This is a genomic window from Citrobacter sp. TBCP-5362, from assembly GCF_005406305.1.
GTDB classification, from domain to species: Bacteria; Pseudomonadota; Gammaproteobacteria; order Enterobacterales; family Enterobacteriaceae; genus Citrobacter_B; species Citrobacter_B koseri.
The window spans coordinates 3,409,951-3,423,817 of record NZ_CP040234.1 but is presented as its reverse complement, the minus strand read 5'-3'; the positions used below and the strand labels follow the sequence as shown (position 1 = coordinate 3,423,817).

11 protein-coding genes are annotated in these 13,867 nt (G+C 55.8%); 8 read left to right on the top strand and 3 right to left on the bottom strand.

Annotation, left to right across the window (positions count from 1 at the left end):
- The first annotated feature begins 20 nt into the window (after window positions 1-20).
- From yaiA to ppnP, 3 genes are all read left to right on the top strand, one after another.
- A complete protein-coding gene (yaiA, locus tag FD428_RS16350; RefSeq protein ID WP_012133601.1) occupies window positions 21-212 on the top strand; it encodes a protein YaiA in 192 nt (63 codons plus the stop codon).
- 261 nt (window positions 213-473) lie between these two features.
- A complete protein-coding gene (locus FD428_RS16345; RefSeq protein WP_012133600.1) occupies window positions 474-1,151 on the top strand; it encodes an AroM family protein in 678 nt (225 codons plus the stop codon).
- Window positions 1,152-1,221: 70 nt separating this feature from the next.
- A complete protein-coding gene (gene ppnP, locus FD428_RS16340; RefSeq protein WP_024130605.1) occupies window positions 1,222-1,506 on the top strand; it encodes a pyrimidine/purine nucleoside phosphorylase in 285 nt (94 codons plus the stop codon).
- Between the two features lie 37 nt (window positions 1,507-1,543).
- On the opposite strand, the gene rdgC is transcribed toward ppnP, so the two are convergent.
- Window positions 1,544-2,455, bottom strand: a complete 912-nt coding sequence (gene rdgC, locus FD428_RS16335) for a recombination-associated protein RdgC (protein ID WP_024130604.1) — start codon at window positions 2,453-2,455, stop codon at window positions 1,544-1,546.
- A 125-nt stretch (window positions 2,456-2,580) separates the two neighbouring features.
- On the opposite strand from rdgC, the gene mak reads away from it, so the two are divergent.
- On the top strand, window positions 2,581-3,489 hold the full coding sequence (mak, locus tag FD428_RS16330; RefSeq protein ID WP_047458524.1) for a fructokinase: 909 nt from the start codon (window positions 2,581-2,583) through the stop codon (window positions 3,487-3,489).
- A 442-nt stretch (window positions 3,490-3,931) separates the two neighbouring features.
- On the opposite strand, the gene sbcC is transcribed toward mak, so the two are convergent.
- Both sbcC and sbcD read right to left on the bottom strand, forming a co-directional pair.
- The gene (gene sbcC, locus FD428_RS16325; RefSeq protein ID WP_114847703.1) at window positions 3,932-7,075 is read right to left on the bottom strand and encodes an exonuclease subunit SbcC; all 3,144 of its coding nucleotides are present in this window, start codon (window positions 7,073-7,075) and stop codon (window positions 3,932-3,934) included.
- On the bottom strand, window positions 7,072-8,280 hold the full coding sequence (sbcD, locus tag FD428_RS16320; protein ID WP_114847704.1) for an exonuclease subunit SbcD: 1,209 nt from the start codon (window positions 8,278-8,280) through the stop codon (window positions 7,072-7,074). Before sbcD ends, sbcC begins: the two co-directional genes overlap by 4 nt.
- A gap of 187 nt (window positions 8,281-8,467) precedes the next feature.
- On the opposite strand from sbcD, the gene phoB reads away from it, so the two are divergent.
- The 4 genes from phoB to proY all read left to right on the top strand — a co-directional run bounded on the left by phoB (window position 8,468) and on the right by proY (window position 13,698).
- Window positions 8,468-9,157 (top strand): phosphate response regulator transcription factor PhoB, encoded by a 690-nt coding sequence (gene phoB, locus FD428_RS16315; protein ID WP_012133591.1) that lies wholly within the window; start codon window positions 8,468-8,470, stop codon window positions 9,155-9,157.
- A 67-nt stretch (window positions 9,158-9,224) separates the two neighbouring features.
- The gene (gene phoR / locus FD428_RS16310) at window positions 9,225-10,520 is read left to right on the top strand and encodes a phosphate regulon sensor histidine kinase PhoR (RefSeq protein WP_012133590.1); all 1,296 of its coding nucleotides are present in this window, start codon (window positions 9,225-9,227) and stop codon (window positions 10,518-10,520) included.
- 408 nt (window positions 10,521-10,928) lie between these two features.
- A complete protein-coding gene (gene brnQ, locus FD428_RS16305) occupies window positions 10,929-12,248 on the top strand; it encodes a branched-chain amino acid transporter carrier protein BrnQ (RefSeq protein ID WP_012133587.1) in 1,320 nt (439 codons plus the stop codon).
- A gap of 76 nt (window positions 12,249-12,324) precedes the next feature.
- Entirely contained in the window at window positions 12,325-13,698 is a 1,374-nt protein-coding gene (gene proY / locus FD428_RS16300) for a proline-specific permease ProY (RefSeq protein WP_104869004.1), read from the top strand.
- Window positions 13,699-13,867: the final 169 nt, after the last annotated feature.

Here is a 13,867-nt window from a genome sequence, read left to right as displayed (position 1 = left end):
TCCAGTAAAAAGGAAGAACTATGCCAACAAAACCGCCTTATCCCCGGGAAGCGTATATCGTCACCGTTGAGAAAGGAACGCCAGGTCAGACGGTGACCTGGTATCAGCTTCGCGCCGACTATCCCGAACCTAACGCACTGATCAGCGAGCATCCTTCCGCGCAGGAAGCGATGGATGCCAAAACGCGCTATGAAGATCCCGATAAAAGCTGATAAATCCTGACGTGTGGAACGCCCGGCAAGGCGCCTGAGTCACGTCACAACGTACTTGCATCACACTTTTCACTCATTGCCGCATTCTGCTAAAACTGAAAATTAAACGATAACAATATACTACTGGAGTGATTTGGAATCTTTACACAATGCATTGCCGATCTCCTGCTACGCTTTTCTGCATTTGTAGCGCAGGGCAGGTAAGTGTTCAGGCATTTACCCGGGAATTAACGACGAAGTAAAAAGAAGGTGGAACAGAAAATGAGTGCGTCGTTGGCTATCCTCACGATCGGCGTTGTGCCAATGAGCGAAGTGCTGCCGCTTCTGACGGAGTATATCGATGAGCAACATATTACCCATCATAGTCTGTTGGGTGAGATCAGCCGTGAAGAGGTGTTGGCGGAGTACGCCGTCGAGGCCGGAGACGATCCGCTATTAACGTTGCTCAGTGATAACCAAATCGTCCATGTTTCGCGCCAGAAAGTGGAGCGCGACCTGCAAAGTATTATCGAAGTGCTGGATAACCAGGGCTACGATGTCATTTTACTGATGAATACCGCCGCGATTAACAGTATGACCGCGCGTAACACGATCCTGCTGGAGCCATTGCGTATTATCCCGCCGTTAGTGGCGTCGATTGTTGATGGCCACCAGGTGGGCGTGATTGTGCCGGTTGAAGAGTTACTGGATGTGCAGGCGAGAAAATGGCAGGTCTTACAACGTCCTCCGGTCTTTTCTTTGGCGAATCCCGTGCAGGGATCGGAACAACAACTGATTGATGCCGGTAAAGATTTGCTGGAACAGGGCGCGGATGTGATCATGCTGGATTCCATTGGATTTAATCAGCGTCATCGTGATTTATTGCAAAGAGCACTGGATGTTCCGGTCTTGCTCTCTAATGTATTGATTGCACGGCTGGCTTCGGAGTTACTCGGTTAATTTTGCGTGACAGGCAGAAGGTCGCGACCCTATATTGGTGCTTAACGTAACCATGAGAAAGGGCCAGTTTATGCTACAAAGTAACGAATACTTTTCCGGCAAAGTGAAATCAATCGGCTTTACCAGCAGCAGTACTGGTCGCGCCAGTGTCGGCGTGATGGCGGAAGGCGAATATGCCTTTAGCACTGCCGCGCCGGAGGAGATGACGGTGGTCAGTGGCGCGTTGAACGTACTGCTTCCGGGGGAAACCGAGTGGAAAGTCTACGCAGCGGGCGAGGTGTTTAACGTCCCTGGCCAAAGTGAGTTCCATTTGCAGGTGGCTGAACCGACGTCCTATCTTTGCCGCTATTTATAATGGCGCTTCCCTCTCCTGGCGGAGAGGGAATATTCACTTAGCGTTGCGCTTCGCCGCCCAGACCTTCAACCAGGCTTTGAATTAACGCCGCCAACTCACCCGTCATCAGAATGAAATCGGCATCAAAACGCTGAGCGTAGTCTTCGCGATCGATATCTTCGTTTTGATCGCGCAGTTCATCGCTGAACTTCAGGCGTTTGATCGAACCGTCATCGCAGATCAAAAACTGAATGCGCTGCTGCCAGTCGAGCGCCAGTTTCGTGACCACTTTACCCGCTTCAATGTGCACGGCGATCTCGTCGCTGACCAGATCCTGTTTCTTCGCGCGGATCACGCCGCCATCTTCCAGCATTGCTTTCAGCTCTGCTTCGTCCAGCAACTGGAATCCCTGCGCCACCGTACCGGAACGCACCCATTCGGTGAGCGTCAGCTCGATAGGATTTTCCAGCGCCAGCGGAACCACCGGCAGCGAGCCGAGGCTTTTACGCAGCAACGCCAGCGTATCTTCCGCTTTTTTAGCGCTTGCGCAATCGACCATGATCAGACCGTTAACGGTGTCGATCCACATCATTGTCTGACTAAAACGGCTAAAGGCGCGCGGCAGCAGTGAGTGCAGCACTTCATCTTTCAGCGAGTCTTTTTCCGTTTTTTTTAGCTTGCGCCCCTGGTCAGCTTCCAGTTTGGCGATTTTCGCTTCCAGCGCTTGCTTGATCACCGGCGACGGCAGAATTTTCTCTTCTTTGCGCGCGCAGATAATAATTTGGCCATTGGCGGTATGCGTTAACGCATCGCTGTGCGAGCCCATTGGCGGAACCCAGCCCATTTTTGCCATATCCTGGCTGCCGCAAGGGGTAAACGTCATCGAGGCTAGCTGTTTTTCCATCTCCTCGGCGCGCAACGAAATATCGCGGCTAAGACGGTAAACCATTAAATTTTTGAACCACAGCATGATAATTTCCACGGCCTTGTCGTTAAATCCAGCGGGTATAATAACGAATTGTCGGCGGGCTTGCATTGCCAACCAGAACACCCGCCTCTACTCTGTTGATATTCCCTAAAAATGAGGAGCGATGTGTGCGTATAGGTATCGATTTAGGCGGCACGAAAACGGAAGTGATTGCGCTCGGCGATGCGGGGGAACAGCTGTTTCGCCATCGTCTGCCTACGCCGCGGGATGATTATCGACAAACGATAGAGACCATCGCTTCGCTGGTCGAAATGGCGGAAAAGGCGACGGGCCAGACGGGTACGGTAGGGATGGGTATTCCAGGTTCGATCTCGCCCTATACCGGCGTGGTAAAGAACGCTAACTCAACCTGGCTTAACGGTCAGCCGTTCGATAAAGATTTGAGTGCGCGTTTGCAGCGGGAAGTGCGCCTGGCGAACGACGCCAACTGCCTGGCGGTGTCCGAAGCGGTGGATGGCGCGGCGGCCGGAGCGCAGACCGTTTTTGCGGTGATTATCGGCACCGGGTGCGGGGCTGGCGTGGCGCTGAACGGTCGGGCCCATACCGGCGGCAACGGTACGGCAGGCGAGTGGGGGCACAATCCCTTGCCGTGGATGGATGAAGATGAACTGCGCTACCGTGAAGAAGTGCCCTGCTATTGTGGCAAACAAGGCTGCATTGAAACCTTTATCTCAGGAACCGGGTTTGCCACGGATTACCATCGTCTGAGTGGTCATCCGCTGAAAGGGAATGACATTATCCGTCTGGTTAACGAGCAGGACGCGCTGGCGGAACGGGCGCTTAGCCGTTATGAACTGCGCCTGGCGAAATCGTTAGCCCATGTGGTCAACATCCTCGACCCGGACGTTATCGTGTTAGGCGGCGGGATGAGCAATGTCGACCGGTTGTACAACACCGTGCCATCGTTGATTAAACCGTTTGTTTTTGGCGGCGAATGCGAAACGCCGGTTCGTAAGGCGTTACATGGCGATTCCAGCGGCGTTCGCGGCGCGGCATGGTTGTGGCCGCAGGAGTAAATCGTTTTTTGCCGGATAAGGCGTAATGCCCGGTGGCGCTATGCTTACCGGGCCTACAATGTGCTCCCTGTAGGCCGGATAAGGCGTTTACGCCGCCATCCGGCGTAATGCCCGGTGGCGCTACGCTTACCGGGCCTACAACGTTCTCCCTGTAGGCCGGATAAGGCGTTTACGCCGCCATCCGGCATAGTGCCCGGTGGCGCTACGCTTACCGGGCCTACAACGTGCTCCCTGTAGGCCGGATAAGGCGGTTACGCCGCCATCCGGCATAGTGCCCGGTGGAGCTATGCTTACCGGGCCTACAATGTGCTTCCTGTAGGCCGGACAAGGCGGTGACGCCGCCATCCGGCGTAATGCCCGGTGGCGCTACGCTTACCGGGCCTACAATGTGCTCCCTGTAGGCCGGATAAGGCGTTTACGCCGCCATCCGGCAAAACAGCCGTCATTCCACAGCAAACATCTTATCCAGTTTGCTGTAACCCAGCCCGTTGATTTTCTTCACCTTAATTTGCACAGGAATGCGTTCTTTCATCGCTTCCACATGGCTTATTACGCCAATCGTCTTACCGGTGGCATTCAGCGCGTCCAGGGCATCCAGCGCGGTATCCAGCGTCTCGCTGTCCAGTGTGCCGAACCCTTCATCAAGGAACAGGGAGTCGATGCGCGTTTTGTGGCTGACCAGATCGGACAACGCCAGCGCCAGCGCCAGACTGACCAGGAAACTTTCGCCGCCGGACAGCGTGCGGGTATCGCGAACGGCATCCGCTTGCCAGGTATCGACCACCTCCAGTTCCAGCGCTTCGCTGGCCTTGCGCTGGAGCAGGTAACGACCATGCAGGCGAGTCAGCTGATTGTTCGCCAGCCAGACCAGGTTATCCAGCGTCAGTCCCTGAGCAAATTTGCGGAATTTATCGCCCTCTTTAGAGCCGATTAACGCGTTCAGATAACCCCAGTCCTCCACCTGCTGCGAGGCGTTTTCAATCGCCAGCATCAGAGACTGCTGCTGTTGGCGGTTATCCGCATCCTGTTTGAGCTGCTGGCGGATCTCCCCCTGACGCGTCGTATTGTCCCGCAGTTGTCCGGTTAATTGCGCCACGGCCTGCTGAATGTGTTCAGGTGTGAGCGTGAGATCCAGCCCCTCGGGCGGATGTTGTTGATGTTCTGCCAGCGCCTGGTTCGCCTGAGCGGCTAAGGCCTGCGCCTGCTGTAACTGGTTTTCCAGCGCCTGGCGATGTTGTTCGAGGCGGGCGATGGTCTCATCGTCCAGCAGCGCGGCAAGGAAGGCGGCGCGATCGTCAAATACGCTGGCCTTGAGCGCGGCGTCAAAGTGCGCCTGCGCCTGTGCTACCCGCTGCATTTCCTGCGCCTCCTGCTGTTGCAAGGTCTGCCACTGGCTCTGTAGCGAAACGCAATCATCATGTACCTGCCGCCAGTTATCCAGCGCCACGCGCTCGTCGCTCTCCGGGAGAATATCTGTTTCCGGTAGTGTTTCCAGCAGGGGAACCAACTGCGCGATGCGCATTTGTAGCTCGCCCAGTTCCGTTTGGCGCTGTTGCCATGTTTGCGCGTCATCCGCGCGGGCGTTTAACCACGACGCTTCTTCTCCGTCGGCGGGCAGGGATAACCCGTAGCGGCGCAGTTCAGACAGCAGCGTGGTTTGACGCTGGTCGATTTGCTGCTGAAATTGCGTAACCTGCCCGGTATGGGCGGCGATCTGCGCCTGCAACATATGGCGCTGGCTGAGCTGATACAGCTGTTGTTCATAGTCCTGCCGGGCGGTAAGCCACGGTGAAATATCGTCCTGAGGCTGCAGCGTAACTTTCAGCGCGTCACACAGCGTCTGCCATTCTTGAGTGAGCGCTTGCTCCTCTTTTACCAGTGCCTGCGCTTCGCTTTCGTCGCGGTGTAGCTGCTGCGTTAATGTTTCCAGTTGCCCGCGTAAGGCGGCGCCTTCTTCCGCCAGCGTCTTGACCTCTTTTTCCAGTGCATCGCGCCGCGCCTGATTCACGCCGGGTTCGAGTGCCTGATAGGATGCAATCGCCGGATGCGAGGTCGATCCGCAGAGCGGGCATGGCTGGCCGGATTGCAGCAGCGCTCGCTGGCTTTCCAGATCTTTGATGCGCGCCTCCTGCTCGCAAATCGTTTTCACATCCATGAACTGCTGATTTTTTTCTTTATATTTCTGTCGCTTATCCTCCAGCGCCGCACTGCGTCGGGCCAACTCCTGCTGACTATTCTGGATCGCGGTTTGCAGTTGTTCCCGTCGTTTTTGCTTAGGCGCTATCTGCCCATGCAGGCTGGCGAGCCGCTGACGCAGCGGCTGCTGTTGCGTATGCTGCGCCAGCGCTGCCGTGGCCTCTTCTGGCGTAAGCGTCAGAGGATTCGGTGGAAGCGCGTCACGCTTGCGGATATCGCTTGCACACTGCTGCTGCCATTTAAGCAGCTGCGCTTTATCGCTGGACTGTTGAGCAAACAGCGCACGCCAGCCTGCCAGTTCACTGCTCCACAAGCGGAAGCGTTCATGTTCGGTGAGCCACCCGGTCAGCGTCTGCATGGTGGCGCGCAGTTCGGCGGATTGTTGTTGAGCGCTGTGTCGAATGCGGCTGCGCAGGTGTAATACGCTTTGTAAGCGAGTATTTACTTCCTGAATTTGCTGGCGTGTGCGCCCGGCGGCAGCGGTTTGTTCCTCAATGCGTTCCCAGTGTGGACGTAACTGCCGGGCAGGATGCGCCAGGTTCAGCGCGGCCAGCTGCGGCTTCGCGTTTTCCTGTTCTTCCTGGGCAACCCGCAGCGCCTGCTGGCGGCGATTCATTTCAGCCTGCAACTCATTCTGACGGGTCAGCCAGTGCAGATGTTGCTGGTGAAGCTGCTGGCGGGCGAGCAGCTGTTTTTCTTCGTCAGTGAGCGCCTGCAAACTTTCATTGAGGGAATGCTGCTGCTCCGGCGCTAACAGCGAGACGCCGCTGGCCTGCGCCTGAAGCTTTTCCAGGTCGGTGCGGGCGGTCTTGTGCTTTTCAAACACCAGCGCAGAGATCTGCCCGTAGATTTCGGTTCCGGTCAGCTCTTCCAGAAGCTCGGCGCGTTCTTTTGGCTTCGCATTGAGAAACGCAGCGAACTGCCCCTGTGACAGCAGCATGGAGCGGGTAAAGCGTCCGTAATCCAGCCCGGTGAGCGATGCCGTCATCTCCAGCTTATCTTTGACCTTATCGGCGAGGATTTTTCCGTCGGTGCAGCGCGCCAGCTCCACGCGCGGCACTTGCAGGTTTCCGTCCGGCTGATTGCGGGCGCGGTTCTGGCTCCAGAAAGCGCGGTAAGACTCGCCTTTAACCTCGAACTCCACTTCGGCGAGGCATTCGGCCGTATCGCGGGTCATCAGATCGTTTTGCGATTGCGAAACGGTGCTCAGGCGCGGCGTCTCGTGATAGAGCGCAAGACAGATGGCGTCGAGCAGCGTGGTTTTCCCCGCGCCGGTCGGCCCGGTGATGGCAAACAGCCCGTTGCTGGCAAAAGGTTCTGCCGTGAAATCGACTTTCCATTCTCCCTTCAGGGAGTTGAGGTTTTTCAGGCGCAGGCTGAGAATTTTCATGCGTCATGCTCCCCGGCCAGCGAATGTAGGGTGGTGGTAAAAAGCTGTGTCAGACGTTCACGCTGGGGCTCATCCAGCTCTTCCAGCGCCAAGCGGCGAGTAAAAACGTCTTCCACGCGCAGTTCGCTCAGGGTTTCACGTCGTTCGTTAGCCATAATGCGTTCGCGATTTTCCCGACTGCGGCGCACCAGTAAAACCTCAACGGGCAGCGACTCCGTTAATGCCTGAATTTTGCGCTGCATATCGTGAAGGTATTCGTCGGTGGTGATTTCAATATCCAGCCAGACGGGAGGCTCCTGGTGAACATCGCGCCATTGCTCAAGTTGTTCGGTGATGGAGGCCAGATCGCCTTTCAGCACCGCCAGCGGTTGAGTGACGGGAACGGTGAGGTTCTCTACTTGATGTAATTTGCCGTTTGCAAAACTGACCAGATGGACGCATTTGCTTTTGCCGCACTCATCAAAGCTCAGCGCGATCGGAGAGCCGCAGTAGCGGATGTGTTCCGTGCCGCCAATGATCTGCGCCCGGTGAATGTGTCCCAGCGCGATATAATCGGCAGGAGGGAAGTTTTGCGCCGGGAAAGCATCCAGCGTGCCAATATAGATGTCACGTACCGCGTCACTTTTACTGGCGCCAACGGTGGTCAGGTGCCCGGTGGCGATAACCGGCAGAGTTTGATCGCCGTCGCCGCGCAGCTTACAGGCTTCCTGATACTGTTGTTGGTAATAATCCGTGATCGCCCCGAGCAGATGCTGCTGTTTTTCATTGCCCGAAAGCCCCGCCTGGCTGGTGATGATGTCGCGCGGGCGTAAAAACGGAATCGGGCAAAGCACGGCGCCCGGCGTGCCGTCGCGACGGTAAAGGTACTGCGGCGCGTGGCCTGCGCTGGCGACCACGGTGGTGTTGAGAAACGCCAGAATATCGCGGGATTCGTTGAGCGTGGCGACGGAGTCATGGTTTCCGGCCAGCACCACCAGATGACAGCCGGTTTGCTGTAAATTGACAACAAACCGGTTATACAACTCGCGGGCATAGCTTGGCGGCGATCCTGTATCAAAAATGTCACCCGCGACAATAATCGCATCCACCTGGTGAGATTGCGCGGTTTCCAGCAGCCAGTCGAGAAACGCCTGGTGCTCGGCGGCGCGGCTTTTGCTGTAGAAGTTTTGTCCCAGATGCCAGTCAGAGGTGTGAAGGATGCGCATAACGGTTCCATGACGAAAAAGCGTGGGCAGGATTATAACCCGTCGGGAACGGTAATATCTTGTTTCGTGACTGTCATAAATCAATAACCTGAGCCGAATGTCGACTATCTTTTTCATAAATCTGTCATAAATCTGACGCATAATGGCGCCGCATTGATGACAACGACTTATTTAAACAGGGCAAATCATGGCGAGACGTATTCTGGTCGTAGAAGATGAAGCTCCAATTCGTGAAATGGTCTGCTTCGTGCTCGAGCAAAATGGCTTTCAGCCAGTAGAAGCCGAAGATTATGACAGTGCTGTGAACCAACTGAATGAACCCTGGCCGGATTTAATCCTCCTTGACTGGATGTTGCCCGGCGGGTCGGGCCTTCAGTTTATTAAACACCTCAAGCGTGAAGCGATGACCCGGGATATCCCTGTGGTTATGCTGACGGCAAGAGGCGAAGAGGAAGACCGCGTGCGCGGGCTGGAAACCGGGGCGGATGACTATGTCACCAAGCCGTTTTCCCCTAAAGAGCTGGTGGCGCGTATCAAAGCTGTGATGCGCCGCATTTCGCCGATGGCGGTAGAAGAGGTGATTGAGATGCAGGGGCTTAGCCTCGATCCAACCTCGCACCGCGTGATGACCGGGGAAAATCCGCTCGATATGGGGCCGACCGAATTTAAATTGTTACACTTCTTTATGACGCACCCTGAGCGCGTCTACAGTCGCGAGCAGCTCCTCAACCATGTCTGGGGAACGAATGTGTATGTTGAAGACCGTACGGTCGATGTACATATTCGTCGTTTGCGTAAAGCGCTGGAGCACAGCGGTCACGATCGTATGGTGCAAACGGTACGCGGAACCGGGTATCGCTTTTCGACCCGTTTTTAATACCTTGCCGCCAGACCGGCATCTCGGTGTGGCGGGCGGGTTTACTATTCTGAAGGGAGTGTGACGCGTGCTGGAACGGCTGTCATGGAAAAGGCTGGTGCTGGAGCTGATCCTCTGCTGCATCCCCGCTTTTATCCTCAGTGCTTTTTTTGGTTATCTGCCCTGGTTTTTACTGGCGTCGGTAACGGGATTGCTGATCTGGCATTTCTGGAATTTATTGCGCCTCTCCTGGTGGCTGTGGGTCGATATGAGTATGACGCCGCCGCCGGGACGCGGGAGCTGGGAGCCGCTGCTGTACGGTCTGCACCAGATGCAGTTGCGTAATAAAAAGCGGCGTCGCGAACTGGGAAACCTGATTAAACGCTTTCGCAGCGGGGCGGAATCCCTCCCCGACGCGGTGGTGCTGACAACCGAAGACGGCGGGATTTTCTGGTGTAACGGGCTGGCGCAACAGGTGCTTGGGCTGCGCTGGCCGGACGACAACGGGCAAAACATTCTGAACCTGCTGCGCTACCCGGAATTTACGCAGTATCTCAAAACACGCGATTTTATCCGGCCGCTCAATCTGGTGCTCAACACCGGGCGGCATCTGGAGATCCGCGTGATGCCTTATACCGATCAGCAACTGTTGATGGTCGCGCGCGACGTGACGCAGATGCACCAGCTTGAAGGCGCGCGGCGCAATTTCTTCGCGAACGTCAGCCATGAACTACGCACGCCGCTCACCGTCTTGCAGGGCTATCTGGAGATGATGCAGGAGCAGCCTCTGGAAGGTGCGACGCGGGAGAAGGCGCTGCATACGATGCGTGAGCAAACGCACCGGATGGAAGGGCTGGTGAAACAACTGCTGACGCTGTCGAAAATTGAGGCGGCGCCCGCGCTGCTGTTGAACGAAAGGGTGGATGTGCCGATGATGCTGCGCGTTGTTGAGCGTGAGGCGCAGGCGCTCAGCCAGCAGAAACACACCTTTACGTTTGAAGTGGATGCCCGGCTGAGCGTATTGGGCAACGAAGAACAGTTGCGCAGCGCGATTTCGAACCTGGTCTATAACGCGGTGAATCACACGCCTGCGGGAACGCATATTACCGTGCGCTGGCAGCATGTGACTCACGGTGCGGAGTTCAGCGTGGAAGATAACGGGCCGGGGATTGCGCCTGAGCATATTCCGCGTCTGACGGAGCGTTTCTACCGTGTGGACAAAGCGCGGTCGCGGCAAACCGGGGGAAGCGGATTAGGTCTGGCGATTGTGAAACATGCGCTGAATCATCACGAGAGTCGATTGATTATCGACAGTTCTCCGGGTAAAGGGACGCGCTTCAGCTTTGTGCTGCCGGAACGATTAATTGCCAAAAATTGCGCTTAATTGTGGTTCGTAAGGTTAGCTTTCCATAAGCCAGCGGATGCTGGCTTATTTTCTTTGCAGTAAAGAAGACTCCACTGAATTTTTCAACGTCTGATGCTTTTTTGTTCGCATGATTAGCCATGACTTTTTCTTATGGATAGCGTTTTGTACTGGTTGCTAATTTCATATCGCTATATTCTTCTGGTTTTTGGATCTCACCTTGCTTTAAAACGTTATAAGCGTTTAAATTGCGCTCCAGATGCTGTCATACCGACTGCATTTACGCGGTAAATCGAAAAACTATTCTTCGCCGCGCCAGCCCAGGAGCATATCCCGCTGGAATTGCTTAAAAATGCCGCTGTATCGTCCCGCAGGGAAGGGCAGAAAATTTAACGTTTTCAACACCACATCCACAGGCAGTAAAACTTTATGACCCATCAGTTAAAATCGCGCGATATTATCGCTCTGGGCTTTATGACATTTGCGCTGTTCGTTGGCGCAGGCAATATTATCTTTCCGCCGATGGTCGGTTTGCAGGCAGGCGAACACGTCTGGACTGCGGCGTTCGGCTTTCTGATTACTGCCGTTGGTCTTCCGGTACTTACCGTTGTGGCGCTGGCGAAAGTCGGCGGCGGCGTTGATAGCCTGAGCACCCCGATTGGTAAAGTGGCTGGCGTTCTGCTGGCGACCGTCTGTTATCTGGCGGTGGGGCCGTTATTCGCAACGCCGCGTACGGCGACCGTCTCCTTTGAAGTCGGGATTGCGCCGCTGACCGGCGATTCCGCACTGCCGCTGTTTATCTACAGCCTGGTGTATTTCGCCATTGTGATTCTGGTATCGCTCTATCCGGGCAAGCTGCTGGACACGGTGGGTAACTTCCTGGCGCCGCTGAAAATCATCGCGCTGATTATTCTCTCCGTTGCGGCAATCATCTGGCCTGCCGGCCCGATTAGCGACGCGATGGATGCCTACCAGAACGCGGCGTTCTCTAATGGCTTTGTGAATGGCTATCTGACGATGGATACGCTGGGCGCAATGGTGTTTGGTATCGTTATCGTCAATGCGGCGCGCTCGCGCGGCGTTAAAGAAGCGCGTCTGCTGACCCGTTATACCGTCTGGGCGGGCCTGATGGCGGGTGTGGGTTTGACGCTGCTGTACCTTGCGCTGTTCCGTCTGGGATCGGATAGCGCGACGCTGGTCGATCAGTCTGCTAACGGCGCGGCAATCCTGCACGCTTACGTTCAGCATACCTTCGGCGGCGCGGGTAGCCTGCTGCTGGCGGCGCTGATTTTCATCGCCTGTCTGGTGACGGCGGTTGGCCTGACCTGCGCATGTGCGGAGTTCTTTGCGCAGTACGTCCCACTCTCTTATCGCACGCTGGTGTTTATTCTGGGCGGCTTCTCAATGGTGGTATCGAATCTGGGTCTGAGCCATCTGATTCAGATTTCTATTCCGGTGCTGACAGCCATCTATCCGCCGTGTATCGCACTGGTTGTATTAAGCTTTACCCGCTCATGGTGGCATAATTCTTCCCGCGTCATTGCTCCGGCGATGTTTATCAGCCTGGTTTTTGGTATCCTTGACGGGATTAAAGCCTCTGCGATTGGTGACATCTTACCGGCCTGGACCCAGCGTTTACCGCTGGCGGAACAGGGGCTGGCGTGGTTGATGCCAACAGTGGTGATGGTTGTTCTGGCAATTATCTGGGATCGCGCCGCAGGTCGACAAGTGACCTCCAGCGCTCACTAAGATCACTGACAGTATGTTTTAACCACGGGGCTACAGGCCCCGTGGTTTTTTTATTATTTTGATGGGTTCGGAATTGATGGAAAGCAATAACAAGCTAAAGCGTGGGCTGAGCACCCGGCACATTCGCTTTATGGCATTGGGCTCGGCAATTGGCACCGGATTATTTTATGGCTCGGCAGACGCCATCAAAATGGCCGGGCCAAGCGTGTTGCTGGCCTACATTATCGGCGGGGTCGCGGCGTACATTATTATGCGCGCGCTGGGCGAAATGTCCGTGCATAACCCCGCCGCCAGCTCGTTCTCGCGCTATGCGCAGGAAAACCTCGGCCCGCTCGCCGGTTACATTACCGGCTGGACTTACTGTTTTGAAATTCTGATTGTCGCCATTGCCGACGTGACCGCCTTCGGTATCTATATGGGGGTCTGGTTCCCTGCGGTGCCGCACTGGATCTGGGTGCTGAGCGTGGTGCTACTTATCTGCGCCATCAACCTGATGAGCGTGAAGGTATTTGGCGAGCTGGAATTCTGGTTCTCGTTCTTTAAAGTCGCCACTATCATCATCATGATTGTCGCCGGCTTTGGCATCATTATCTGGGGGATTGGCAACGGCGGGCAGCCGACCGGGGTCCACAACCTGTGGAGCAACGGTGGGTTCTTCAGCAACGGCTGGCTGGGGATGGTGATGTCGCTGCAAATGGTGATGTTCGCTTACGGCGGGATTGAAATTATCGGCATCACCGCCGGAGAAGCGAAAGACCCGGAGAAATCTATTCCGCGCGCCATCAATTCCGTGCCGATGCGTATTCTGGTGTTCTACGTGGGCACGCTGTTCGTCATCATGTCTATCTACCCGTGGAACCAGGTTGGCACCAGCGGCAGCCCGTTCGTCCTGACCTTCCAGCATCTTGGCATTACGTTTGCCGCCAGCATCCTGAACTTTGTGGTGCTGACCGCTTCGCTGTCGGCGATTAACTCCGACGTGTTCGGCGTGGGACGTATGCTGCACGGTATGGCGGAGCAGGGCAGTGCGCCGAAAGTGTTCGCTAAAACGTCGCGTCGCGGTATTCCGTGGGTGACGGTTATGGTGATGACCATTGCGCTGCTGTTCGCGGTTTACCTGAACTACATCATGCCGGAAAACGTCTTCCTGGTGATTGCTTCGCTGGCGACCTTCGCCACGGTATGGGTATGGATTATGATCCTGCTGTCGCAGATTGCGTTCCGCCGCCGTCTGCCGCCGGATGAGGTGAAGGCGCTGAAATTTAAAGTGCCGGGCGGCGTGGCGACAACCGTTACGGGCCTGATCTTCCTGGTCTTTATTATCGCGCTTATCGGCTACCATCCAGATACCCGTATTTCGCTGTACGTCGGTTTCGCCTGGATCGCACTGCTGCTGGTCGGCTGGATGTTTAAACGCCGCCGCGACCGCCAACTGGCTGAAGTGGGGTGATTCCCCGCCGGATGGCGCTAACGCTGACCCGGCCTACAGGCAACCGTAGGCCGGGTCAGGCGAAGCCGCCGCCCGGCAGTATCAAACAATATCCTCCCCCGGACTCCTCCCCCAATAAACATTAAGATGATGAGTTATCCTTGATGTCGCTATGGCAAGGTGGCTTCAT